Source organism: Flavobacterium sp. AJR (assembly GCF_002156885.1).
GTDB lineage: Bacteria > Bacteroidota > Bacteroidia > Flavobacteriales > Flavobacteriaceae > Flavobacterium.
Window position 1 is genome coordinate 14189 of the sequence record NZ_NCWQ01000040.1, and the last position, 26783, is coordinate 40971.

The following is a 26783-nucleotide window of genomic DNA, read 5'->3' on the forward strand; positions in this document are numbered from 1 at the left end:
CAAAATAATCAAAAAATAGCAAAAACTCCTAAGTTTTACTTTGTATTTTTGTCGTAACAAATATAGTGTTACTAGAATTAATATCCATTTATATGACAAAGTTAAGTGTAAATATCAATAAAATTGCAACGTTGCGTAACGCGCGAGGAGGAAATGTACCTGATTTATTAAAAGTTGCTACCGATATTCAGAAGTTTGGAGGAGAAGGAATCACAATACATCCTCGTCCAGATGAGCGCCATATCCGTTATCAGGATGCACGTGATTTAAAAGCGATTGTATATACCGAATATAATATTGAAGGGAATCCTCAACATAATTTTATCGATTTGGTTTTAGAATGTAAGCCAACACAGGTAACATTAGTTCCTGATGCTATTGGAGCAATTACATCTTCTGCAGGTTGGGATACTATAAAGAATCAATCATATTTAACCGAAGTTATTCAGGAATTTCAGCGTAATGGAATCAGAACGTCGATTTTTGTTGATCCAGTTTTAGAAATTATTGAAGGAGCTAAGAAAACAGGAACGGATAGAATTGAATTGTATACCGAAGCTTTTGCACATCAATACAGTTTAGGTAATAAAAATGGAATAGATCCATATGTTGCTGCTGCAAAACTGGCAAACGAACTTAGTTTAGGGATTAATGCAGGCCATGATTTAAGTTTGGATAATATTGAGTTTTTTAAACAAAATATCCCTGGTTTATTAGAAGTTTCTATTGGACATGCTTTGATTTCTGAAGCTATTTATCTTGGTTTAGATAATGTAGTTAATATGTACTTACGTAAACTAAAATAACATAGTAATTAAAACAATTATAACCTGATGTAATTGGGTTATAATTGTTTACTTTCGCACTTTTCTTATTAAAATTAAGTGTTGAGACTAATTATTTTATTTTGTTTACTCTGTTTTTCTAACCTATTTTCACAATCTAAAGCTACAATAGCAGGAACTGTGAAAACATTAGAAAATGAAAGCCTAATTGGAGTAAACATTTCTTTTGAAGTTAATAATAAATACTACTATTCTGTAAGTGATACTTTGGGTCACTTTACCCAAAACCTTCCATTGGGATTAGTTAAACTTACTGTTAGTCATTTTGGATATCTGGAAAAATCTATCAGTTTTGATTGTAAGAGTGACACAATAATCGCTATTGAGTTAAAAGAAGATATTTCTCTTTTAAAAGAAGTTGTGATCGCTAATGATAAAAAAAAGGCAATTAAGAATCTTACCGGTAGTAAGCTATCTTTTAGTCTTAAAGAACTATCCACGGTTCCAACTGTTTTAGGAACAACCGATATAGTTAAGATTTTACAGCTAACACCCGGAGTGCAGAATTCTGGTGACGCAAATGGATATTTATATGTAAGAGGAGGAGATCCTGGGCATAACTCTATGTTATATGATGGAACACCGATTTATGGAATGTCACATTTATTAGGTGTTTTTCCGTTTTATAATACAGATCATATACAAGAAGTTGAATTTGATAAATCAAGTTCTAACTCAAAATATGGAGGGCGCTTAAGCTCGACAACTTTATTAATTCCTAATAAAACAATCCCTTCAAAATTTACAGTTCAAGGAAATGTTGGTTTGCTGGCATCACAAATTACATTAGGTATTCCGATTAGCGAAAAAACTGGAATTACAATCTCAGGAAGAAAAACATATATCGACGAAATAATTGCTCCGCTGGTTAGTTCAAATTCTAAGGATGAAGATGTTCAGGATATGAAATACGGATTTTCGGATGCTAACTTAACTTTTGTTACCGAGATTTCTAAAAACAACTTATTAACTGTCTCAGCTTTTACAAGTGCCGACAAATTACGAATAAATGACTCTAATCTGGCTTTGGATGCGAGTTTAAAATGGAGCAATTTTAATATATCGCCTACTTTAGTTTCTAAGTTATCTTCTGATGTAACAATGTCTAATGCTATTTATTATACGCGATATACAAATGAGTTAGATATGGAGCAATCGACGATACAAATGGGGATTTCATCATTTGTAGAAGATTTTGGATTTACCAATTCAGTTGATTATTCGATAAAAGGAATTCCTTTTGAATCAGGTTTACAATATGTTCATCATAATTTGCAGCCACAAAAAATTGAGATAGAAAATTTAAGTTCTGCGAATAATGCTAACCAAAACAATCTAATTAAAGCTAATGAACTGGCGGTTTTTACAACAGCAAAACCAAAGTTATTAGATAATTTAATTGCAGAATTAGGTTTAAGAATTAACTATTATAATTCGGGATCAAAATCGTATTTGCATTTTCAACCACGTGCTGTTCTTAATTATTATATGAATAAGAATGTCTCGTTTTATGCTTCCTATAATAGACAAAATCAATATTTAAATTTAATAACAACTTCGAGTGTAGGGATTCCTACTGATTTTTGGATTGCGAGTACCGATGGAATTCCTGCACAATCTTCAAACGAATTTGCTTTAGGTTCAAATCAAACAATTTCGAAAAGTTTTAGTTCTTCGTTTGGGGCATTTTATCGCTCGATGAAGCATTTACTTGAATATCCTTATGGAGTTACACAGTTCAATCAAATTTCGACACTAAAAAATGATTTGTTAGAAGGGAATGGAAAAGCATACGGATTAGAGTTTATGCTCAAAAAAAGTAGTGGTAAGTTTAAAGGATGGATAAGTTATACCTTGAGTTGGTCTGATAGAAATTTTGATAAGCTTAATAATGGGAATACTTATTATGCAAAATATGACAGACGACATAATTTGGCATTGGTAGGAACGTATGATTTAAGTACAAAATGGAATTTTGGAGTTACTCAAATTTTTAGTTCAGGTAATCGTTTTACTATGCCGACATCTTGGTACTTTATAAATAATAATCCGGTAAAGGAATATTCCGAGTATAATAATGCACAAATGCCAAATTATATTCGAACAGATTTTTCGGTTAATTATTATTTTACAAAAACGGCTAGAAAAGAAAGTGCTCTTAATTTTTCTGTGTATAATACATTTAGTGTCGAGAATCCTGTTTATGTGGTATTAAGTGTGATTATGAATGAAGATAAAAATAGTGTAATTGTTAAGCCAGAGAAAAAGGTTTTGTATCGAATACTTCCTTCTGTAAGTTGGAGATTTAAATTTTAGACGATGAAAAAGTATATTTTATTTCTTTTGATAATTGTAGTGTGTAGTTGTAATAACGACACTTTTAGTGACGGAATTAAATTAGAATCGAAACTAGCCGTTGAAGGTTGGATTGAAGAGGGAGATGGCGCTCGAGTAATATTATCGAGGACGATACCAATAAACGATGTTATTGATTCGACCAATGTTTTGGATCACGTAATACGTTCGGCTAAGATAACAGTATCGGATGGGGAAACAACAGAGGTTTTAAGAGTTAGGAATGATGATGACAGAGTTCCGCCATTTGTATATTTTGGTAGCGAGATAATTGGGAAAGCAGGGAAGGTCTATACATTAAAAGTGGAGTATTTAAATAGAGTATTAGAAGCTACTACAAGTATTCCTAAAACAGTACCAATTATAAGTGCAACATACGAAAAGAAGAATGTGAGTGATACTGCAGGATATGCTTTTATAAAGTTTGATGATCCTGTAAACGAAAAAAATTATTATCAAATTGCTACAAAAATAGATAAGAAAGAGCCAATTTTTGTTCCTGCTTTTTATGGGAATCTGGATGATGAAAAATTTGAAACTCATTCTGTTTCTATGCAAATAAACAGAGGGATTTTACTTTTTCCTAAAACTAAGTTTACGCCTTATTTTACCGACGGCGATTTAATTTTTGTAAAACTAAGAACGATGAACAAAGAGGCATTTGATTTCTGGAACAGTTGGCAAAACGAAATAGTAAACAGTAAAAACCCAATTTATCCCTCAAATACAAGTTTAAAATCAAATATAAAAGATGGAGTAGGTATTTGGGCTGGTTACGGACAAAGTACAGTTCAGGTTAAAACAACTCCAAAAAAATAAAGCCGATTTGAATTGTTTTCAAATCGGCTTTAGATTAATTATTTTAAAGGTAAATTATCTTTTAAAACTTCCTAAAAATTTATCGAAGTCCGCTTTTATATTTTCAAATCCTTTAGAGAAATAAACACTCATTTCTACTTGAGTATTGTCATTGAATTTTAAATAAGATACTTCTTCATATTCTTGGTTGATTATTGTTTCCCCTGTTCCATTCCATGACCAATATCCTCCATCAGGATAATATTCAAGGTTGGTCTGAATTACCCAAACAGGTAATATAGTAGTGAAGCTGTCTCCCTTTTCTGAACGTTGGATAATATCAGCAATCTTAGTTCCGTCTTTTTTAGATACTAAAATCAGTTTCGTATTTTTATTATAATTATTCACATTACCTTCAGAATACTTTTGACGGTATGTATTTCTTGCTGTATAATATGCTTTGTAATCAGTGCTAAGCTTATTATAGGCACCAGGGTACTCAGGATAAACTAAACTTTTTTCCAAAGCTTCATCATCTTTTGCTTCTGCTTCATTGTCTGTATTAGCAACAATAAGAAAGTTATCCATGATTTTTGCTAATCCATTGGCTTTACCTCTGTATTGCGCAAGTGGTTCTTCTTTTAATAAACCATCAATATCTGCAGTACTTCCTGCAGTAAATTCTACTAAATTCTTTCCGTTATATGTAAATGAACCTTTACCAGTGTTGTCAGTAGCTTTTTTGTTACCAGTTACTTCAAGAGTATATCCATCGTTTAATACCATTTTGTAGCTAGCTTGGTCTGGAGCTACGATTCCGTTAGTGTATTTTGCATTAGTTACAAAAGTTGCAGCTTGAGCGCCACCAATTGTTAAAATTGCATCTGCAGATGTAGGTAAAAAGAAGTAATCATTTATTGTTGGAGTTTGAATCATTTCTTCTTTTATTGGGTCATATGACCAGCTTCCGTAAGTATCTGTAAACGCTACTTTTATGTCAGAAGAAACACTTTTAGCAGAAAATATTACGTTGTTTTCTGTTCCATTTGCTTTAGCAGGGAAAACAAATTTTAACTCTGTACTTGAAGATGCTTTAGTCCAAATTTTGTCAGTGTTGTTCCAAGTATAAATACCGTAAACATCAGCTACTTTTAAAATGTCTTCTACTTCATTTCCATTTTTTCCGCCAAAAATATCAGCTGGGCTAAGACTTAGTAAATTTCCTAAATTTTGGATAGCTTCGATTGCACCAGAAGTTTTCGTTTTCTCCATTTGTACAAGCATTTCATTTGCTTCAACTTCTAGTTTTACTTTTTGGTCAGCAGGAGCTAAAGAAGAGTAAGGTAGTTTGCTAATTCTTTCAATTTGTTCCTGTAGAGTTTCCTCTTTAGGAGTAGTTACAGTAGGGTCTGTAGTAGGTTCGTCATCATTACTCGAACACGAAATAGCCAACTGTGAAATAATCACAGAAGCTAGAAGTAATTTTTTAATCATGGTAAAGGGTTTATGTTAAGGGTATATTTAATCAATCTTTTTGATTGACCTGGTTGATTTTAGATTTTTTTCTTATAAAAAGAGTCAAAATCTCAAGCAAAATTAGTGTTATTTAACAATCTCACAATACCTGATTTTAGTGATTTTCGCTAGGTTAAATTAGTTTTTTACCTTTGTAATATGATTTAGTCAATTAAAAATAAAATTATATTAAATGTTATACTCAAAAATAGAAGGCGAAGGCAAGCCATTATTAATTCTTCATGGATTTTTAGGAATGTCTGATAATTGGAAAACGCTTGGAACACAATTTGCTGCCGATGGTTTTCAGGTTCATATTTTAGATTTGCGTAACCACGGGCGCAGTTTTCATTCGGATGTATTTACTTATGAGGCGATGGTGCAAGATGTTTTAGAATATTGTGAAGCTAATAATTTAGATAAAGTCGATATAATAGGGCATTCGATGGGAGGTAAAACGGCTATGTTTTTTGCAGCAACACATCCTGAAAAAGTTAATAAATTAATTGTTGCCGATATTGCTCCTAAATATTATCCGCAACACCATCAGGATATTTTGGCGGGATTAAATGCAGTCGATTTTTCGGTAAAACCAAGTCGTAATGATGTCGAAGCTATTTTAGCAGAGTATATATCTGATTTTGGAACAAGACAATTCTTAATGAAAAATTTGTATTGGCTTGAACCGGGACAATTAGCATTCCGATTTAATTTGCCAGTTTTTAATACAAACTTAGAAGCTATTGGTAAAGAACTAGATACTAATTTAGTTTTTAATAACCCTACATTGTTTATTAGAGGAGGTGCTTCAAGATATATTTTAGATTCGGATTTTGAGAATATCAAACAGCATTTTCCAGACTCAAGTATCGAGACAATTCCTAATGTTGGACATTGGCTACATGCCGAAAATCCTAAGATGTTTTACGAACTATCCATTGAGTTTTTGAAGAAATAATTATTCTTTTGATGAAAATTTTATTACTTTTAAATGAATTTTAAAACGAAAAAATATGAAATTATTACTCAGAATATTGATTACCGCAGGTTTAGTATTGCTAATTGCTCATTTTATGCCAGGCGTTCATGTAGCTAGTTTTACTATTGCTTTAATTGTTGCTGTGGTATTAGGATTGCTTAACGTTTTTATAAAACCATTGTTGGTATTGTTCACATTGCCAGTTACTTTACTTACGTTTGGGTTGTTTTTATTAGTTATCAATGCGCTAATTATTTTGCTGTGTACTAAAATTGTTGGCGGGTTTACAGTCGACTCATTTTGGACAGCATTAATTTTTAGTATCGTACTATCTATACTACAGTCGATTACATATAAAGTGTTAGGAGAGGATAAATAAATGAGTAATAAGAAAGTGTATTAAAAAGCACTTCTTATCAATATATTAAAAAGCTTGGTTGGGTTGCAAAAATTTTATAATTTTGCAACCCAATTTTATTATGTAAATTAAAGAAGAAGATGGATATTAAAAGAGTCGCAATAAACGCAGTAAATGAGACAATTGTATTGAACGTTGTTCATATGGATTACAAAGGTCAAGTAGCAAAAAGAATAAACGAAAAAATGCCATTGGCAACTGTAAAAGGTTTTAGAAAAGGTCAGGTACCAAAAGACCTTGTTGAAAAACAATACGGGAAATCTATTAAACAAGAAGAAGTTAAAAAAGTAGTTGATTTGGCTTTGGAGCGTTATATTCAATCTGAAAGATTAAATCTTCTTGGAACTCCACTTGCTAAAGAAAATGAAAATTTTGATTGGGATGCTGAAGAATTAGTATTCGAATACGAAATTGGTTTAGTACCAAACTTTGAAATTAATCTTGAAGCTAAAAATGATATCGTAAAATATATCGTTACTGCAGATGATAAATTAATTGATGGTCAAGTAGAGCGTATCCAAAAACAATTTGGAAAAGCAATTCCTCAAGACGTAGTTGTAGCAGATTCTGATATTACAGGAACTTTTACAAACGAAGAAAAAGGAATCAACAATACTACAACAATCTCACTTTCTATCTTTAAAGATAAAAAAACTGCTGATAAATTCATCGGGAAAAAAGTTGGAGATGTTGTAACTGTAAACACTAAAGGTTTATTTGAAGACGATCACCAATTAATGGATTACTTAAAAGTAAGTCATGATGACGTTCACGGTCTTGAAGTAGATGTTAATTTTACTATCGAAGCTATCAACGGTGCAGAATTGGCAGAATTAAACCAAGAATTGTTTGACAAACTTTTTGGTGAAGGTAAAGTAGCTTCATTAGAAGATTTGAAAGCAAAAATTAAAGAAGATGCAGAGCTTCAATTTGCACAACAAGCAGATCAAAAATTATTATTAGATGTTCAGGATTTCTTAATCGAGAGCACTAAATTTGAATTGCCAGCTGAATTCCTTAAAAAATGGTTGCAAACTGTAGGTGAGAAAAAATTATCTCCAGAAGAAGCAGAAGTTGAATACACAAGATCTGAAAAAGGATTGCGTTTTCAATTAATTGAAGGAAAAGCAATGGCCCAAAGTAATATCCAAATTACATTTGAAGACTTGAAAGCATTTACAACAAACGCTATTAAACAACAAATGGCTCAATTTGGACAAACAAATCCAACTGACGAAGAAGTTCAGGCAATTGTAGCAAGAGTATTATCAAACCAAGAAGAAGTAAAAAGACTTTCTGAGCAAGTTGTTGCAGAGAAGTTATTGGTATTGTTTAAAGAAAAAGCAAACCCAACAACTAAAGAAGTAACTTACGAAGAATTTATTGCAGTTTCTTACGGAGAATAATTTCTAAAAAAAATAAGTATATTTGAGCGTCAAAAGAATATTTTTCTTTGACGCTCTCTTTTTTTAGATTTCAAATTTAAAATAAGACATATTGGCATTGTTTATAAAGAGGTATGACCTTTGATGAAATAAAATATACAATATAGTAACGTACAACTTAGAACAAATAAATATGAACTACGGTAAAGAATTTAAAAAATTTGCTACAAAGCACCAAGGAGTGAATGCTATGTATTACGATAAAATCGTAAGTGCAATGAATCCAACTAATATGACTCCATATATTATCGAAGAACGTCAGTTGAATATTTCACAGTTAGACGTTTTTTCAAGATTAATGATGGATAGAATCATTTTCCTGGGAACAGGAATCGATGATCAAATTGCAAATATCGTTCAGGCACAATTGTTATTTTTAGAAAGTGCAGATGCGTCTAAAGATATTCAGATTTACCTAAACTCTCCAGGAGGAAGCGTTTATGCAGGATTAGGAATTTATGACACAATGCAATACATCAAGCCAGATGTAGCTACAATTTGTACAGGAATGGCTGCTTCTATGGGAGCTGTTTTATTGTGTGCAGGAGCAGCAGGAAAACGTTCGGCTTTACCACATTCAAGAGTAATGATTCACCAACCATCAGGAGGAGCTCAAGGAGTTGCTACAGATATGGAAATCAATTTACGTGAAATGTTGAAATTGAAAGATGAATTATACAACATCATTTCTCAGCATTCAGGGCAAACTTTTGATAAAGTACATAAAGATAGCGAGCGCGATTACTGGATGATTGCTGATGAAGCTAAAGAGTACGGAATGATTGATGAAGTTTTGAGAAGAGGATAAATTTTTAAGGTTCAATCCCGAAGTCTCGGGAGCAAAGGCACTAAGTTACAAAGTGCATTGTTTTGTGAATTTGAAGATGAAAATTTAGGTTAAATAAAATCAGTTTACAGTTTTACAGTCGCAGTTTTCAAAACTGAGAACTGAGAACTGATACTGAAAACTAAATATAGATGGCAAAAGTAGTATTAGAGTGTTCGTTTTGTGGGAGAAAAAAGCCAGAGACCAATTTATTAATTGCTGGTATTAATGCACATATTTGTGATAAGTGTATCGAACAAGCACACGGAATTGTTTTAGAAGAATTAAAATCAAGCGGAAGCGCTAAACTAGTTGGTGATTTAATATTAAAGAAACCAAAAGAAATTAGAGCATTCTTAGATCAATATGTAATAGGTCAGGATCAAACCAAAAAAGTAATGTCTGTTGCGGTTTACAATCACTACAAACGTTTAATGCAACAACAGTTGGATGACGAAGTAGAGATAGAAAAAAGTAATATCATTATGGTTGGTCAAACAGGAACAGGAAAAACATTAGTGGCAAAAACCATTGCAAAAATGTTAGACGTTCCTTTGGCAATTGTTGATGCTACCGTTTTAACCGAAGCAGGATATGTTGGAGAAGACGTAGAGAGTATTTTGACACGTTTGCTTCAAGCTGCCGATTATGATGTGGCTAAAGCCGAAAGAGGAATCGTTTTTATTGATGAAATAGATAAAATTGCTCGTAAGAGCGATAATCCATCAATAACACGTGATGTTTCGGGCGAAGGAGTTCAACAAGCATTATTGAAACTTTTAGAAGGAACAGTTGTAAACGTACCACCAAAAGGAGGACGTAAGCACCCTGACCAGAAATTTGTTGAGGTAAACACACAAAATATTTTGTTTATAGCTGGAGGAGCTTTTGATGGAGTAGAACGTATTATTTCAAAACGTTTAAACCGTCAGGCAGTTGGTTATAGTACATCAAAAAATGTGGATAATATCGACAAAGACAACCTATTGCAATACATCATTCCAAAAGATATTAAAGACTTTGGATTGATTCCTGAAATCATTGGTCGTTTACCAGTTTTAACGCATATGGATCCTTTAGATAGAGAAACATTGCGTGCAATTCTTACTCAGCCTAAAAATGCATTAATTAAACAATATCAAAAATTGTTTTTAATGGATGAGGTAGAGTTTACAATTACTGATGAAGCTTTAGATTTTATTGTTGATAAAGCTTTAGAGTATAAATTAGGAGCACGTGGATTGCGTTCATTATGCGAAGCAATCTTAACTGATGCGATGTACGATTTACCAAGTTCAGATGTTAAAACATTAGAAATTGATCAAGATTACGCTAAAGAAACATTGAATAAAAATTTATTGAAACGATTAGAAATTGCTTCGTAATGTTTTAAAATAAATTTGTCAAAGTCTAAGACCCAGACAAAGATTAAAAATTAAAAATCCCAGCATTGCTGGGATTTTTTTTATCTCACTCTAAACTTCTCCCGATATTCTATGGGTTTCATTCCGACCATTTTATAAAAAACTTTTCTAAAAGATTTAGGGTCATTATAACCAGTTTTTTCAATAATCTCAGATATAGAAAGTTGTGTTTGCTCGAGGTACTTTTTAGAACTCTCTACACGAATGTTTTGCAAATACTCTATAGGAGGAATTCCAACTACTTGTTTAAATCTTCGAGTCATATTACGGTTACTAGTTGGGATATCTTTAGTGACCTCTTCCAGTTTTTCTATTGTACTGTATTCGTTTTCTATCTTGTGTTGCAATTGGGCAACAAGAGTATCATTGTGTAAATGATTAGGTCTAAAAGTGCTAAAATAACTTTGTTTGTGGCGGTTTAAATCAATAGCAAATATCTTGGCAATTTGTACAGCAACTTCATTTCCGCAATATTTCTGAACCAAAAGAATCAGTAAATGAAAAGACGAAGTAGATCCGCCACTAGTATAAAGAGTTCCATCTGCGGTTAATGTTTCCTCAGGTTTTAAATTTACTAAAGGAAATGATTGGTTAAAAGCGCTACAAGCGTCAACATGAGTTGTTGCCAGCTTTTCATCTAATAATCCCGAAGCACCAAGTAAGAAAGCACCAGTACAGAAACTAGCTATTTCTGCTCCAAGCAAATGTTGTTTTTTTAGCCAAGGAATAAAATGGCTGTTTTTAGCAATCATTCCCTTCATATCATCCGTGGTAAATGCAGGAATTAAAACCAATCCAAGTTTTTCTTCAGAAGATTGGATAGAATTAACTTTATAATTAAATAATTTTTCTTGCTCCATTTGTTCAGACGATTGAAAAACGAATATTTCAAATGGTTTTTCACCTTCAGGATGCAATTTATTAGCAGTTTCAAAAACTTCAAGAATAGCTGCAATACTCAATAATTTATAGTCATGCGGAACGATTAACCCAACTTTTTTGCTCATTATTTCTCTTTTTTAATGAAAATGACTTATACAAAAATAGTTTTTTTGTCTTAAATGACCCCAAAAATGACTTTTATTGTGGTCTAAAGGCTAGACGATTACTTTAAATTTGCTTTAAATAATTTGTAAATTTATATAAAAATGAAAACAGAAATTTTCTTAAATCTTCCAGTAAAAGATTTAAATCGCAGTATGGCTTTTTTTACAGCATTAGGTTTTACATTCAATTTAAATTTCACAGATGATAAAGCAGCTTGTTTAGAAATCGGAGAAAATATATTTGCAATGCTTTTGACAGAAGAGTTTTTTAAAACTTTTACTAAAAAACAAATTTGTAATACAGCAACAACAACCGAAATCTTAATGGCGTTATCTGTTGATAGCCGGGAAAAAGTAGATGAAATAATTACAGCAGTAGTAAAAGCTGGCGGAACCGAATATATGGAAGCCAAAGATTACGGTTGGATGTATCAAAAAGCTTTTTTAGATATAGACGGACACCATTGGGAAATATTTTTCATGGATGAAAGTCAAGCACCAAAAAAATAAAAATCAATTTATAAAGTATAATTTTAATCAATTGAATATGATAACAGTACAAAGTACAATAAAAGCTCCAATAGCAAAAGTTTGGGAAATATGGACAACACCAAAACATATACAAGAATGGAATAATGCTTCCCCAGATTGGCATACGCCATATGCCGAAAATGATTTAAAAGCAGGAGGTAAATTTAAATCGACAATGGCAGCCAGAGACGGAAGTATGAGTTTTGATTTTGAAGGAGAATATACCTTGGTAAAAGAAAATGAAGCTATTAAATACGCAATGGCCGATGGAAGAAAGGTTGAAATTAGTTTTAAAGAAACACCAAACGGAGTAGAAGTAATAGAAAGTTTTGATCCTGAAACACAAAATCCAGAAAACTTCCAATAACAAGGATGGCAAGCAATTTTAGATAATTTCAAAAGTTATGTAGAGAGTAATTAAAGGAAGGTTCAAAGGCGCAAAGGTTCAGAGAGGCAAAGGTTCAAAGGTTTTTCTAAAAGATGGTTAAAAAATAATAACTTAAAAATATTAAAAATGACAAGACAAATATGGCTTAATCTGCCAGTAAAAGATGTAGCAAAATCGAAAGCCTTTTTCTCAAAAATTGGATTTTCATTTAATGAAGAACATGATACACCAAATTCAACTTGCATGCTTGTTGGCGATGGTAAATTTGTAATAATGCTTTTTGAAGAGAATATCTTTACAGACTTCTCTCAAAATAAATTAACAGATACAAAAACAAGTTCAGAGGTTTTAATTTCTATAGATGCCGAAAGTAAAGAAGAAGTAGATGCACTTGCTCAAAAAGTTCAGGAAGCTGGAGGAAATGTTTTTGCAGCTCCTGCCGAGAGTCGTGATTGGATGTACGGTTGTGCTTTTGCAGATTTAGATGGACACCGTTGGAATTCTTTATTTATGGATTTTAGCAAAATACCAAAATAAAATCTCATGGAAACTTTAGAGTTTGCAATTAGAATTAAAGCTCCAGTAGAAAAAATCTGGTCAGTTTTATGGGAGGACGAAACCTACAAAAAATGGACAAGTGTTTTTTGCGAAGGTTCACACACTATAAGTGATTGGAATGAAGGCGATAAAATACATTTCATGTCGCCTAACGGAGAAGGAATGTATAGTGTTATCGAAACTAAAATTCCAAATGAATATATGGCTTTTAAGCATTTGGGTGAAATAAAAGACTTTAAAGAATTACCCATCGATGAAGCAACAAAAAAGTGGAGTGGAGCAATGGAAACCTATCGATTGACCGAAGAGGATGGTTTTACAGTTCTCGAAGCTAAAGTTGATACGCTCGAGAAATATATAGATTATTTTAAAGAAGTTTTTCCGAAAGGATTAGAAATGGTAAAAGAATTATCAGAAGAAAAATAATAAAAACACTAACAATAAAAATAAAATATCATGGCAGCAGTAAATCCCTATTTAATATTTAATGGAAATTGCGAAGAAGCATTTCTATTTTATAAATCAGTTTTTGGAGGTGAATTTGCATATATTGGAAAATTCAAAGATATGCCTGCAGACGAGAATTGTTCTCAAGTATCAAAAGATAGTGAAGAAGCAGAAAAAATTATGCACGTTAGTTTACCAATTGGACAAACCATTTTAATGGGAAGCGATAGTACCGAACAATCAGGAAAGGTGACTTTTGGAGGGAATTTTTCGGTTTCAATTAATGTCGAAAGTGCACAAGAAGGTGACAGAATCTTTAACGGACTCTCAGCAGGAGGGAATCCATTTATGCCAATGGGTAAAACTTTTTGGGGAGCTTACTTCGGAATGTTTACCGATAAATTTGGAGTAAACTGGATGGTGAATTTTGATGAAAATATGCCAAGTAGCTAAATTAAATTATTACCTCGAGGTAATTAATTCAGGAGATTATTTAGAATAATTTTAGAACAAGACTTGCTTGTTTTTTTAGTTGTTCTAAATAATCTTTTTTTATTAAAAATTACTTCTATACAAGTTATTTTAAGTATTAGAACGGAACATTAAATTATTTAAATAAATCATATCGATTTGTGTTTTTTCTTTACAAGAAAACAAAGCATATTCTTTTTTATCAACAATAGATTGCCGATTTTTGTCACTTCTAAATCAATAAAGATAAAATGACAACAGAAGATAAAGAGATTATTTTATTAAAAGTTTCAGGTCATGATAAACCAGGAGTTACAGCAGGATTAACAGCAGTATTGGCAACTTACGATGCCGTTATTCTAGACATAGGTCAAGCCGATATTCATGACACACTTTCTCTGGGGATTTTGTTCGAAATCCAAGCTGGTTCAACTTCAGGACCAGTTCTAAAAGATTTGTTGTTTAAAGCTTATGAATTAGAAGTTAAGGTAAAGTTTATCCCAATCTCTATCGAAGATTATGAAAAGTGGGTAAAAACACAATCTAAGCAACGTTATATTGTTAATATTCTAGGAGAGGAATTAGCTGCTTCACAGTTGGCAGCAGTAGCTAAATTATTATCTGATCAAAATCTGAATATCGTTTCTATAATAAGATTAACTGGTAGAACATCAGTAGTCGAAAAAGAAGAATATCCTCGCTCATGCATACAATTATCACTAACGGGAGATGTTGTAGATAAAATTGCCATGACGGCAAGTTTCATGGAAATTTCCAGAACCTTAAATGTAGATATCTCATTTCAGGAAGATAATATTTATAGAAGAAACCGACGTTTAGTTTGTTTCGATATGGATTCAACATTAATCCAAACCGAAGTAATTGACGAATTGGCAGAGCTTAATGGAGTAGGAGAGCAAGTAAGAGCAATTACAGAATCGGCTATGAACGGTGAGATAGATTTTAACGAAAGTTTCAAGCAACGCATGGCATTGTTAGAAGGTTTGAGTGAAGACGTTTTACAATCCGTTGCCGAAAAATTACCAATCACCAAAGGAGCACATCGCTTAATGAAAGCCCTAAAATATTACGGATATAAAACCGCTATATTATCAGGGGGATTCACCTATTTTGGAGATTATTTACAAAAAGAATTAGGTATCGACTATGTTCATGCCAACCGATTAGAAATTAAAGATGGTAAATTAACCGGTAAATATTTAGGAGAAATTGTAGATGGTCAAAAGAAAGCCGAATATTTAAGAGCCATCGCCGAAAAAGAAGGAATCCACATTAATCAAACCATAGCAGTAGGAGATGGAGCTAACGATTTACCAATGCTAAATTTAGCAGGTTTGGGAATCGCCTTTCATGCAAAACCAACCGTAAAAGAAAGTGCATCAACTTCTATTTCCAGTCTAGGACTCGATGGAGTTTTGTACCTATTAGGGTACCATGACCGCTATATCGATATGATTGTTTAGATTATTTATAATAATGTCATCCTGAGCGGAGTCGAAGGCTTATGAGTAGGAATAGGCTTCGACTCCGCTCAGCCTGACAAAAAAAACAAACCTTAGTTTTAATTTAAACTGAGGTTTTTTTATGGGCATGTCCCGTATAAAAAACGGGTCGGGCTATACATTCCACCCGAGCGAAGCGAATTGACGAAGTAATCTTTTTATTTTTTAAAGAAAAAAACAAAAAGGATTTCCATTGCTATCCCTCATGCGATCTAATCGTGAATAAAATTATAAAGCTCTAACAGGTTTTTACTCAATCTTGTCTTTCTGAGGCAGGAAGAATCTTAATAAGAAACCCCTCAGCGCTAGTGCGAGCGTCTCGCTCGTACCCGCAAGATATATATTTATAGTTTATTGTGTTCACGAGCGGGACGCTCGCGCTAGCAGCGGTGCATGTCCCGTATAAAAAACGGGTCGGGCTATACATGATTGTGTTCACGAGCGAGACGCTCGCGATAGCTGTGAGGATAATTATGGTTTAGTTTCTATTTCAAAGTTTTTGTTATACCTAATCGTACCTTCATTCTCATTTATTTCTAGCATATTAAGTTCGATCAACTTCTGTAATATGTCTTTTAAGAAATCATTGTATTTGTTTTCTGTCCATTGAATCCACAAGTATCCAGGGAAGTTGTCAGTTTCAAATAAACTTAATTCAACGGCAATGTGATGAATAGCTATATCCATATCCGTCCATTTATTTAGTTTCTCTTTTAAATTCATTTTAAATTTTATCTTTGAACTATAATTTGTCCAGTTAAAAAAAATGAATGCCAAGTTGCAAACGATAAAACGAATTTGTCAGTTTGTGATTGATTTTTATTGTGGTTAAAACTTGTGTTCATTTCAATTTTATAAAGTTGATTTGAATTTGTTAATTTAGTTTTCCAGCATTCAATAATTTTATATGCTACTTCTCTTGGTTGTAAATCTTTGTTAATGAGTTTACATTTTATCAACATCATGCACTCTAAATCTCCAGTCATTTCAAACTCAATGTTTTTAATTATTTCTGTTTCGATTAACCAATTTTCAAGGTCCATGCGAAATTTAAGGAAATCAGTAGCATCAGAATATGGCTCAATACTTTTATCAAGTGATTTTAGAAAGGTAGAGCCATCCCAGTAATTAAAGTCTGGTCTTATTATACGGGTGATTTTTCCTTTACCAACTATTTTGGCACCTTCTCTCGTCTCAAATTCCTGTCCAACAAAAAATTGCCCAATATGAAAGTCAGTACTTAATGTTTGTAAATAAACTTTTACTGTCTCACCTAGATTACAAGTTTCTTTGTCTATGAATTGTTGTGGAGCATCCCAGTCTTTTCCGTTATAGTAGAATTGACCACGATATCCATTGTTAACAGCAGTTTTGCGCCCACCCTCTTGTTCAGTTAAGTAGTAAATCTCGGCTTCAAGTTGAGGTTCTCTAAGTTCGTATTTATTGATGTTGCTCATCACATCCCTTTCAACTGCTCCAAATAATCCCTTTGATTCGAAAGTCTCGGAATTTTATGTTGTCCGCCTAATTTGTCTTTTTCTTTTAACCAATCGTAGAATAAATTTTCTCTTGCAACATTAATCACCAAAGGATTTAGTGTCATATTATTGTAACGTTTGGCTTCGTAATCGGAGTTTAGGGATTGTAAGGTTTCGTCAAGAGCTTTTTGAAATTGCGAAATATCAGCAGGTTTTTTCTTAAACTCAATCATCCATTCGTGTGCACCTTTTTCTTTGTCTTGCATAAATATTGGAGCTACAGTATAATCTATAACTTCAGTATTTGTTAACTGGCACGCTTTGGCAATAGCCTGATCGGTATTTTCGACCATAAGTTCTTCACCAAAAACATTAATATGATGTTTAGTTCTTCCTGTAACACGAATTCTATAAGGGTCTAATGAAGTAAAACGAACCGTATCACCAATTAAATAACGCCATAAACCAGAATTGGTAGTAATTACGATTGCATAATTTTTATTCAATTCGACATCTGCCAATCGAATAACTTTTTGCTCTGGTTTCCCAAAAGTCTCCATCGGGATAAATTCATAGAAGATTCCGTAATCTAGCATTAGCAATAAATCACTGGAATTATTCAAATCCTGAATGGCAAAGAAACCTTCAGAAGCATTGTATATTTCGTAGTATTTAAAATCTTTTTTAGGTAATATGTTTTTGTATTGTTCTCTGTAAGGAGAAAAACTTACACCTCCATGAAAGTAGACTTCCAGATTTGGCCAGATTTCAAATAAATTTCCTTTTCCAGAATCTTCCAGAACACGATTCATTAAAACCAACATCCATGAAGGAACACCAGCAAAACTGGTTACGTTTTCATTTTTAGTTTCATTTATAATAGCAGCAATTTTGGTTTCCCATTCGCTCATAAGCGAAGTTTTATTGCTAGGTGTGCTACTAAATTCTGCCCAAATAGGCATATTCTCAATCAAAATAGCCGATAAATCTCCGAAGAAAGTATTGTTGTTTTCATAAATCTGAGAACTTCCGCCTAAGCGAAGACTCTTGCCCAGAAACAATTCCGAATCTTCATTATTATTCAAATACAAACATAATAAATCCTTACTTCCTTTATAATGACAATCCTCTAGAGCTTCATTACTTACAGGGATAAATTTGCTTTTAGCATTTGTAGTTCCGCTAGATTTTGCAAACCATTTTATTGGAGTCTCCCAAAAAACATTTTGCTCACCTTGACGAGTGCGTTCAATTAAAGGTTGTAATTCTTCGTAAGTTGCAATAGGTAATCTTTCAGAAAAAGTTTTGTATGAGTTTATCGAAGCAAAATCATATTGTTTTCCAACAATGGTATTTTCGGCAGCCAGTAATAAATTATGAAGGAGTTCTTCCTGAACTTCATTTGGATATTTAAGAAAAAGTTCTATTTGATGAATTCTTTGTTTAAGAACCCAAGAGGCAAATGAATTGATTATTGATAGAGGCATGGAGAAATCTTAGATTTTAATTTTTAGATTGTTGTCCCGAAGCTTCGGGATTAGATTTTAAATTTCAGATAGTACAATGGGTGTAAAATCAAGAAATTTAAAATTTGAATATCGACGCACAAATATTAACTTTGTCGTTGTATCAAAAATAGTGTTTTTTTATAAATGACAATTCTATTTATGGCAAAGATTCCACTTCAAAAATGGAGTTTTAACAGTATCGAGATTTAAATTCTTGTGAACGAATCTAAAATCTAAAATCAACTTCCGATAGCTTCGGGACTAAAAATTAAAATCTAATGCAATATCAGGGCGTACTTACAAAGATGCAAACCGAAATGGGGAATCCAATTCAATATTATTTGGTTTTTGAGGACAGTTTTATCAACGTTAATCAATTATTGAATAAAGAAATTGAGATTAGTTTTGTAGGCTTTCAATGTTTGAATTGTGGTAAGAAGAAGAAAATATTCCGTCAGGGATTTTGCTATGATTGTTTTTATTCAAGTCCAGCTGTTGGAGATTGGATTATGAAACCAGAATTAAGTACGGCACATTTAGGAATTCAGGATCGTGATTTGGTATACGAAGAAAAAGTACAATTACAACCACATATTGTGTACCTGGCTTTATCTAGTGAAGTAAAAGTAGGAGTGACCAGAAAGACACAAGTGCCTACACGTTGGATAGATCAGGGAGCGACACAAGCCTTATCGATTGTAGAAGTTCCAAATCGTTACTTAGCAGGAATTACCGAGGTAGCGTTAAAGAATCATTATGCCGATAAAACAAATTGGAGAAAAATGCTTCAGAATAATATCGAAACTGTTGATTTGATTCTTGAAAAATCTAAAGTAGAAAGTTTGATTCCTGACGAAGTTCGCGAATATTTTTATCCAGAGAAAAATGATTTGTACGAACTGCATTATCCTGTTCTTGAATATCCAAAAAAAGTAGCAAGTTTAAGTCTAGATAAAACACCAACTTTTCAAGGAAAACTTACTGGAATAAAAGGACAGTATTTATTGTTTGAAGATGGAACAGTTTTTAATATCCGTGGATCCGAAGGATATGTAGTGACAATAAATGTATAATTCTAAAATTGATATTTAACACATAGTGCTATATGGTTTATTTTAAGTGAAACGTCTTTTTTATACTTCGAAAGTTAAGCTATGTTTCTATGGTTGGAATAATTGAAATTAATGGGTAATCATTAATTTCTTATCGTCGATTCCCTCTCTATAATGAGTGTTGGGAGTTCGATAGTTTGATGAATAACAGGAAGATGTTCTTTAATTTGAGCAATCTCATTTATTAATATAGCAGCTGCACGTTGACCAATATCATAACCAGGTTGGTCAATCGTGGTAAGCTTTGGCGAAATTACGGTAGACATAAACCAATTGCTAAAACCAAAAACGGCAATTTGCTCCGGAATCTTAATATGCATATCGTTGAGGTATTTTATAATACCAATAGCTACCAAATCGGTGATGGCAAAAACTGCATCAACATCTTTGTGTTCCTCAACTAGTTTTTGAGCATTGGCATAACCATCTTCAAAATCGGAGTTGTGATCACATAAATAAACCAGAGTAGGGTCATAAGGAATATTATGATCTTCGAGTGCTTTTTTATATCCAAGAAAACGGTCAATAGAATTTTGAGGAGTATAAGAACCTCTAAAATGAGCAATTTTTTTATATCCCTTATTTATTAGATACGTTACTGCATCATAAGCAGCTTTTCGGTCATTGATAATCACTTTTGAACAATCGACCAATTTGGCTATTTTGTCAAATAAAACCACAGGAGTATTCTTTTTTATAGCATCATTTATATGAGAGAAATCATCAGTTTCATTTGATAGCGAAATTAAAATTCCATCAACTCTTTTTTGCTGCAGCAAAGCAATCTGTTTTTTTTCAAGTTCATACTTTTCATTAGATTGCAAAATAATTACAAGATAACCTCTGTTTTCGGCCTCGTCTATAATTCCGTTTAAAACACTCGAAAAGAAATGATGCACCATAGTAGGAATAACAACACCAAGAGTTTTGGTTTCGTTAGTTCTAAGGTTTACCGCATTAGCATTGGGTTTGTAATTCATCGTTTCTACCATTTCAAGAACCCTTGCTCTGGTATTTTCGCTAATATCAGTGTACCCTTTTAACGCTTTTGAAACTGTAGTAACAGAAATTCCTAAAGCGGCAGCAATGTCTATAAGTCTGGTATCATTCATTGAATAAATGTAATAAAACTAATTGATAATTAATTAAATTTAATGAATCGAAAACGTTTTCGGTTAAATCGAAAACGTTTTCGGCGAAATTCTTCATTGATATAAATAAATAGGCAATAGTTTTACCCTAACTAATAACCTAACCAAATAATAAATCATGAAAAAGTTTAATTCTAGCTCAATAATGTCGTTCTGGATGTTATTGCTATTTATTCTTCCAGCAATGGTTTTTTCGCAAGAAAAAAGCAGTATTTCTGGACAAGTATTCGATGAAAACGGACAAACAGCACCGGGAGCAAATGTTGTTATTCAAGGCACTTCACAAGGAGTGAGCACAGATGTAGATGGAGGATATACATTCCCGAATCTTATTGCAGGAAGTTACATTATTCTTGTTACAAACGTAGGATATAAATCAACTCAAAAGAGCATTACAATTAAGGACGGAGAAAATTCAAAAGCCGATTTTCATTTAGAGGCCGAATCACAAAGTTTGAAAGAAGTAGTCGTTACAGGATCATCAAACCCAAGGTCAAAACTAGAATCGAGTATTGCAATTACGACTTTAGGAGCAAAAGCAATCGAGAGCAGAGCGCCAATAAGTACAGCAGATATTCTCCAGACTATTCCGGGATTTGTTGTAGAAACATCGGGAGGAGAAGTAGGAAATAACCTTTTTGCAAGAGGAATTCCATCGGCAGGAGCCTATGAATATGTGCAAATACAGGAAGATGGTTTAGCCGTTTTTGAAGATGGAGCTTTGCAATTTGCAAATGCAGATAACTGGTACAGACTTGACGAAACAGTAAGCAAAATGGAAGCCGTTCGAGGAGGTTCAGCATCGATTTTTGCATCGAATGCACCAGGAGGAATTGTCAATTTTATTTCGAAAACAGGACAAAATGAGTTTCAGGGAAAAGCAAAACTTACTGTTGGAGATTATGGATTATTCCGTACCGATCTTAATTTAGGAGGAGCATTGGTTAAAGATAAACTGTTTTTTAATGTAGGAGGATTTTATAGAGCCGATGACGGAATAAGAAAAACTGGTTTTACAGCAAACAAAGGAGGACAAGTAAAAATGAATCTTACCTATAAGTTTGATGACGGAGGATATTTAAGATTAAATTACAAAAAACTAGATGACAGGAATACATTCTATTTACCAATTCCATTAAAAAGCAATAACGGAAAAGTAGAAGGAGTAGCTGGGTTTAATCCAAATTATGGAACGCTAACTTCTGCCAACTTTTCTCATCTAAGTGTACCACAATATGGAGGTGGAACTTTCAATGCCGATTTAGAAGATGGAGTTCACCCAGTTGTAGATGCTATTGGTACCGAATTTAAAAAGAAAGTCGCTGATAAAGTTACCATAAAAAACGCATTCAGAAATACTAAAATAGACTTGAATTACAATGCAATTTATAGTAGCGGAGGACCATGGACACAAGATGGTTATGCAACAGATGTGCAAAAATTAGCTCCAGCAAACACAGGAGATTTGAGTTATACTTACGTAGATAATAATACAGCATTAGATCCAAATGCATTAATAATGAGAGCAGATCATTGGTACATTCACAAACAAATGGAAAATTTTGCTAATAACCTGTCTTTTAATTTCGATTTAAAACCTGTTAATCTTACTGTTGGGTATTATTACTCTAACTGGAAATCGAAACAATACTGGAACTGGAGTAACTATCTGGTAGATGTTACCGATAATCCAAGATTAGTAAATGTAAATAATACGGCAAGCGGAATTGCACATACTTGGAACGGAATAGAAAGAATTACCTGGCTTGAAAGAGATGCCGAAACAAAAGGAAAATTAAATGATTTTTATGTTGATGCCGAAATCCAAGCTACAGATAACCTAACGTTTAATGCTGGCGTGAGATACGATAAAAATGTATATTCAGGATATAGAGATAATGCACGTTTTGGTGCTGAGAATCTAGGAGTTCTAGATAATAATACAGCCGATGATGCAGTAACTACAATACAAGGAAATCCTTATACATACTGGAAATATGATGTAAGCGAGTTTTCATATACAGCAGCAGGGAATTATAAGTTTAATGAAAACATGGCTTCTTATATAAGATACAGTCACGGTTTTAGATCACCAATAGAAGAGTCATTTTATGACAATGCTAAAGATTTGAGTAAACTAGAAAATACGTTTGTAAACCAATTAGAGTTGGGGTATAAATATGCTAATTCATTCCTTTCGGTAAATGCTAATTTGTTTCACATGAATTTAAAAAATGTTGCCTTTACAGATATATTGGCAGATGGAACATCTGAAAATAAATTCGCCGATGTAAACAATTTAGGTTTAGAAGTAGAAACTAATTTAAGATATAGTATTGCAAGATTGAACTTTAATTTTACAGTTCAAAATCCAGAGTATGATAATTTTACAGGACAAAATGCCGATGGAAGTACGTTTAATTTTAACGGAAACACGGCTCGTAGAATTCCTAAATTCTTTTGTGTAATAAGACCAGAAGTTGATATAACCAAAAGATTATCAGGATATGTTCAGTATTCTTATTTTGATAAAAAATATACAAATCAGGACAACGAACAAGTTTTACCAGCTTTTAAAGAAGTTGGAGCAGGTTTAAGCTACATCGTTAACAATTTAAGATTTGCTGTTGATGGAACTAATTTATTCAATGAAATTGGTTTGACAGAAGGAAATCCAAGACAATCAACATCAGATACAGATGTGTTTTTGGCAAGACCTATTTTAGGACGTGCTTTCAGATTTTCTGTAGCAATCAACTTTTAGTTTATATATTAATTAGTTCAGCCAAATGCTGTTTTAATAACGGCATTTGGTTTTTTGTTACATTCGTTAGTAAATCAATATGTTAAGATGAAAAAAGCAGGAATAACAGCAGTATTATATCTCAATTACTTTGTATTTGCAATATTACTAAACAGCGTAGGGATAGTAATTTTAAAAGCGCAAAAAAATTATGGCGTAAATGAATTACAAGCTAGTATTCTAGAAGCTTTTAAGGATTTGCCTATTGCAATTGTATCGTTTTTAATAGCTTCATTTTTACCAAGAATAGGCTATAAAAAAGCAATGCTTATTGGGTTAGGATTGGTAACTTTTGCCTGTATTGCCATATATTATGGCAACTCTTTTAATTATGCCAAATTGCTTTTTGCCACCGTTGGAGTTTCTTTTGCTTTGATAAAAGTATCCGTTTATTCGCTTATTGGTACAGTAACCAATAATCAGAAAGAGCACAACGCTTTAATGAGTAGTGTCGAGGGCGTTTTTATGATAGGAATTGCGCTGGCATATTTTTTATTTCCAGCTTTTAATAATGATACTAATCCCGATTCCTGGCTTAATGTGTATTGGTTTTTAGCTTTATTGACATTATTATCATTTGGCTTTTTATTCTTTATAAAAATAGAAAAACCTGTAGAAATTCCTGGGGCTAATCTTGCCGATGATTTTGTACAAATGATAAAACTAATGGCAAAATCATTAGTTATAGTTTTTGTAGTAAGTGCTTTTTTATTCGTAATGATTGAGCAGGGAATCATGTCTTGGTTGCCAACATTTAATGATAAAGTACTTCACCTATCAGAAAATAATAGTATAATGATGGCAAGTATTCTGGCTATTTCATTGGCAATAGGAAGAATCTTGGCGGGAGAAATCACCAAAAAAATAAACTGGATTTGGGTATTGAGTTTCTGTATTATATGCGCTATGCTCATTGTAATTTTTGTATTGCCAAAAGCAGTAGGACTAGAGGTAAAAACAATTCATTCCTTTAGCGAAATTCCATTAATAGGTTTTGCATTTCCGCTCGTAGGGTTATTTATTGCACCTATTTATCCGTTGCTCAATTCGGTTATATTAAGTGCTTTGCCTAAAAAGTTGCATAGCTCCATGACCGGATTAATTGTAGTGTTTTCTGCATTGGGAGGAACGATAGGTTCAAGAATAATAGGATGGTTATTCCAAAATCAAGGACCACAAAATGCATTTTATTACACATTGATTCCGATGTCATTATTATTGGTCTCATTCTTTATATTAAAAAAAATAACTACTAAAAATGAAATTTAAACTAAACATAAATCAGACGCTTCAGAGATTATTAGCACAAGAAGATACGGATGGTGATAAAAAAATTACGATTGACGATAATGGGCCAAAAAGTTTTTTATTGGAAGACGAAAATGGAAATTCTCTAAATGTTGAAGGAACTTATTATTTGTCTAATTTATTACAGGAATTGGCATTGGCTAAAAAAAGCAATTCAGAATTTGCAGAAATAGATAGTGCCGAAATAATAGAGAATCCTGTAAGCCGTATTTCCAGAAAAATAAAGGATTTATATTGGAATGGATTAACGAGAACTATCGATGCAAAAGGCGTTGCAAAAATTGTAGAAGATGAAAAAATAGAAAATGCAATTTCTTATTTATATGTTCCCGCAACAGATGCTGTAGCTTTTGAGTATTTTAAAAATTTAGAAGCATCCATTCCGAAGTTAAAAGTGGTTCAGCTAGCCGAAAATATTTCATCAGAATATGTTTTGACTTTAAATAAAAAACCTGGGATTTTGGCTCTGGCATTGCAACAAGATAATAAGGAGATGAAAGGTATTCCGTTTGTAGTTCCGGGAGGCAGGTTTAACGAAATGTATGGTTGGGATAGCTACTTTATTGCTATTGGACTTTTACTAGATAATAAACCAGAACTTGCGGTAGGGATTGCCGAGAATTTTAAATATCAAATAGACCATTATGGCAAGATTCTTAATGCCAATAGAAGTTATTATTTAACGAGAACACAACCACCGTTATATACTTCTTTAATTGTTGCGATTACAAAAAAATCTAAGCCAGAAAAAGACTGGATTACAAGACATCTTCATACTGCAATAAAAGAATATCAAACCGTTTGGATGCAAGAAGGGAAGAGGCTTACGCCAAATGGACTAAACCGATATAAAGCTGAAGGAATTGGACTTCCGTTTGAAGTTGAGGTAGGACATTTTGATGATGTTCTGGAAAAATACGCGTTGTTATATAATTTGCCATTAAGAGAATTTGAAAAGAAATATCTTGATAGAGAAATTACCGATGCAAGTCTGGATGCTTATTTTGTTCACGATCGCAGCATGCGAGAAAGTGGTCATGATACAACGAATCGATTTGTAAATGTTTGTGCCGATTTAAACACGATAGATTTAAATAGTTTGCTTTATAAATATGAAACGGATATTGCTTTCCTGATTGAAACAGAGTTTGATAATCATTTTGTAGATGAAAAACACACAACATATTCTAGTGAATATTGGAAAGAAAAAGCAGCTTTAAGAAAAGAGAAAATTAATGAATTGCTTTGGGACAAGGAAGCAGGGATTTATTATGATTATAATTTTATAAAAAATGAACCGCATCCATTTGATGCCGCAGCAACATTTTATCCGCTTTGGGCAAAATTATGCAGCAAAGAGCAAGCGGAAGTTTTAGTGAAAAAGGTATTGCCTAAATTTAAATTAAAAGGAGGAATCGGAGGAAGTACCAAAGAAGCAATTGATGATCTAGATGTAAACTCTCCACAACGACAATGGGATTACCCTTTTGGGTGGGCGCCACATCAAATGTTTTTATGGGAAGGATTACTAAACTATAATTATATAGATGAAGCTCAGGAAATGGTTTATAGATGGTTATGGCTTATTACTCGCAATGCGATAGATTATAACGGAACTATTCCTGAGAAATTTAATTTAGAAACCAGTTCCCTTAAAATATTTGCCGAATATGGGAATGTAGGTACAGCATTCGATTATATTACCGAAGAAGGTTTCGGTTGGATGAATGCTTCATATCAGCTTGGATTGAGCATTTTAAAAACAGAATTAAAAGGGGAGTTAGATAAACTAACAGATCCTGATACATTGTTTTAGAACAAATAAAAGAGCCTAAGAATTAATATTCTTAGGCT

24 protein-coding genes are annotated in these 26783 nt (G+C 32.8%); 18 read left to right on the plus strand and 6 right to left on the minus strand.

Annotated features, from left to right (window positions below):
• The first annotated feature begins 92 nt into the window (after nt 1–92).
• The 3 genes from B8T70_RS12075 (at nt 93) to B8T70_RS12085 (ending at nt 4019) form a co-directional block, all read left to right on the plus strand.
• On the plus strand, nt 93–806 hold the full coding sequence (locus B8T70_RS12075) for a pyridoxine 5'-phosphate synthase (RefSeq protein ID WP_086895006.1): 714 nt from the start codon (nt 93–95) through the stop codon (nt 804–806).
• Nucleotides 807–965: 159 nt separating this feature from the next.
• Nucleotides 966–3161 (plus strand): TonB-dependent receptor domain-containing protein, encoded by a 2196-nt coding sequence (locus tag B8T70_RS12080; RefSeq protein WP_242667465.1) that lies wholly within the window; start codon nt 966–968, stop codon nt 3159–3161.
• A 3-nt stretch (nt 3162–3164) separates the two neighbouring features.
• Nucleotides 3165–4019 (plus strand): DUF4249 domain-containing protein, encoded by an 855-nt coding sequence (locus B8T70_RS12085; RefSeq protein WP_086895008.1) that lies wholly within the window; start codon nt 3165–3167, stop codon nt 4017–4019.
• A gap of 54 nt (nt 4020–4073) precedes the next feature.
• Here B8T70_RS12085 and B8T70_RS12090 read toward each other — a convergent pair whose 3' ends face one another.
• Complete coding sequence (locus B8T70_RS12090; RefSeq protein ID WP_086895009.1) at nt 4074–5492, minus strand: hypothetical protein; 1419 nt, start codon at nt 5490–5492, stop codon at nt 4074–4076.
• A 214-nt stretch (nt 5493–5706) separates the two neighbouring features.
• Here B8T70_RS12090 and B8T70_RS12095 point away from each other — a divergent pair, with 214 nt between their 5' ends.
• The 5 genes from B8T70_RS12095 to clpX all read left to right on the plus strand — a co-directional run bounded on the left by B8T70_RS12095 (nt 5707) and on the right by clpX (nt 10566).
• Nucleotides 5707–6471 carry an alpha/beta fold hydrolase gene (locus tag B8T70_RS12095; RefSeq protein ID WP_086895010.1) on the plus strand — a complete coding sequence of 255 codons (765 nt, stop codon included), beginning with the start codon at nt 5707–5709 and terminating at the stop codon, nt 6469–6471.
• A gap of 55 nt (nt 6472–6526) precedes the next feature.
• Nucleotides 6527–6871, plus strand: a complete 345-nt coding sequence (locus B8T70_RS12100) for a phage holin family protein (RefSeq protein ID WP_086895011.1) — start codon at nt 6527–6529, stop codon at nt 6869–6871.
• Nucleotides 6872–6990: 119 nt separating this feature from the next.
• Nucleotides 6991–8316, plus strand: a complete 1326-nt coding sequence (locus B8T70_RS12105) for a trigger factor (protein WP_086895012.1) — start codon at nt 6991–6993, stop codon at nt 8314–8316.
• A gap of 172 nt (nt 8317–8488) precedes the next feature.
• Nucleotides 8489–9163 (plus strand): ATP-dependent Clp endopeptidase proteolytic subunit ClpP, encoded by a 675-nt coding sequence (clpP, locus tag B8T70_RS12110; protein WP_039114814.1) that lies wholly within the window; start codon nt 8489–8491, stop codon nt 9161–9163.
• Nucleotides 9164–9333: 170 nt separating this feature from the next.
• Nucleotides 9334–10566 (plus strand): ATP-dependent Clp protease ATP-binding subunit ClpX, encoded by a 1233-nt coding sequence (clpX, locus tag B8T70_RS12115; protein ID WP_039114812.1) that lies wholly within the window; start codon nt 9334–9336, stop codon nt 10564–10566.
• Between the two features lie 80 nt (nt 10567–10646).
• Here the strand turns inward: clpX and B8T70_RS12120 are convergent, their stop codons facing one another.
• Nucleotides 10647–11612, minus strand: a complete 966-nt coding sequence (locus B8T70_RS12120) for a GlxA family transcriptional regulator (RefSeq protein WP_086895013.1) — start codon at nt 11610–11612, stop codon at nt 10647–10649.
• 141 nt (nt 11613–11753) lie between these two features.
• Between B8T70_RS12120 and B8T70_RS12125 the strand changes: the two genes are divergently transcribed.
• The 6 genes from B8T70_RS12125 (at nt 11754) to serB (ending at nt 15530) form a co-directional block, all read left to right on the plus strand.
• On the plus strand, nt 11754–12161 hold the full coding sequence (locus B8T70_RS12125) for a VOC family protein (protein ID WP_086895014.1): 408 nt from the start codon (nt 11754–11756) through the stop codon (nt 12159–12161).
• Between the two features lie 37 nt (nt 12162–12198).
• A complete protein-coding gene (locus B8T70_RS12130) occupies nt 12199–12549 on the plus strand; it encodes an SRPBCC domain-containing protein (RefSeq protein WP_086895019.1) in 351 nt (116 codons plus the stop codon).
• 147 nt (nt 12550–12696) lie between these two features.
• A complete protein-coding gene (locus B8T70_RS12135; protein WP_039114807.1) occupies nt 12697–13107 on the plus strand; it encodes a VOC family protein in 411 nt (136 codons plus the stop codon).
• Between the two features lie 6 nt (nt 13108–13113).
• Nucleotides 13114–13554: an SRPBCC domain-containing protein gene (locus B8T70_RS12140; protein ID WP_039118394.1), complete on the plus strand. Its 441-nt coding sequence runs from the start codon at nt 13114–13116 to the stop codon at nt 13552–13554.
• 30 nt (nt 13555–13584) lie between these two features.
• Nucleotides 13585–14028: a VOC family protein gene (locus B8T70_RS12145; protein ID WP_086895015.1), complete on the plus strand. Its 444-nt coding sequence runs from the start codon at nt 13585–13587 to the stop codon at nt 14026–14028.
• Between the two features lie 269 nt (nt 14029–14297).
• Nucleotides 14298–15530 (plus strand): phosphoserine phosphatase SerB, encoded by a 1233-nt coding sequence (serB, locus tag B8T70_RS12150; RefSeq protein WP_039114802.1) that lies wholly within the window; start codon nt 14298–14300, stop codon nt 15528–15530.
• Nucleotides 15531–16040: 510 nt separating this feature from the next.
• Here serB and B8T70_RS12155 read toward each other — a convergent pair.
• From B8T70_RS12155 to B8T70_RS12165, 3 genes are read right to left on the minus strand one after another with little or no spacing between them, the layout of a single operon-like run.
• A complete protein-coding gene (locus tag B8T70_RS12155) occupies nt 16041–16292 on the minus strand; it encodes a hypothetical protein (RefSeq protein WP_039114801.1) in 252 nt (83 codons plus the stop codon).
• Between the two features lie 8 nt (nt 16293–16300).
• The gene (locus B8T70_RS24105; protein WP_207621528.1) at nt 16301–17026 is read right to left on the minus strand and encodes a hypothetical protein; all 726 of its coding nucleotides are present in this window, start codon (nt 17024–17026) and stop codon (nt 16301–16303) included.
• Entirely contained in the window at nt 17026–18534 is a 1509-nt protein-coding gene (locus B8T70_RS12165; protein ID WP_039114800.1) for a GH3 auxin-responsive promoter family protein, read from the minus strand. The genes B8T70_RS24105 and B8T70_RS12165 overlap by 1 nt, the downstream gene beginning before the upstream one ends.
• 299 nt (nt 18535–18833) lie before the next feature.
• Here B8T70_RS12165 and B8T70_RS12170 point away from each other — a divergent pair, with 299 nt between their 5' ends.
• Entirely contained in the window at nt 18834–19628 is a 795-nt protein-coding gene (locus tag B8T70_RS12170; RefSeq protein WP_039114799.1) for a DUF2797 domain-containing protein, read from the plus strand.
• A gap of 122 nt (nt 19629–19750) precedes the next feature.
• Here the strand turns inward: B8T70_RS12170 and B8T70_RS12175 are convergent, their stop codons facing one another.
• Nucleotides 19751–20779, minus strand: a complete 1029-nt coding sequence (locus B8T70_RS12175; RefSeq protein WP_039114797.1) for a LacI family DNA-binding transcriptional regulator — start codon at nt 20777–20779, stop codon at nt 19751–19753.
• Between the two features lie 157 nt (nt 20780–20936).
• On the opposite strand from B8T70_RS12175, the gene B8T70_RS12180 reads away from it, so the two are divergent.
• From B8T70_RS12180 to B8T70_RS12190, 3 genes are all read left to right on the plus strand, one after another.
• On the plus strand, nt 20937–23582 hold the full coding sequence (locus B8T70_RS12180) for a TonB-dependent receptor (protein WP_242667466.1): 2646 nt from the start codon (nt 20937–20939) through the stop codon (nt 23580–23582).
• An 87-nt stretch (nt 23583–23669) separates the two neighbouring features.
• The gene (locus B8T70_RS12185; RefSeq protein WP_086895017.1) at nt 23670–24890 is read left to right on the plus strand and encodes a sugar MFS transporter; all 1221 of its coding nucleotides are present in this window, start codon (nt 23670–23672) and stop codon (nt 24888–24890) included.
• Nucleotides 24880–26745, plus strand: a complete 1866-nt coding sequence (locus B8T70_RS12190; RefSeq protein ID WP_086895018.1) for an alpha,alpha-trehalase — start codon at nt 24880–24882, stop codon at nt 26743–26745. The genes B8T70_RS12185 and B8T70_RS12190 overlap by 11 nt, the downstream gene beginning before the upstream one ends.
• Nucleotides 26746–26783 lie beyond the last annotated feature (38 nt).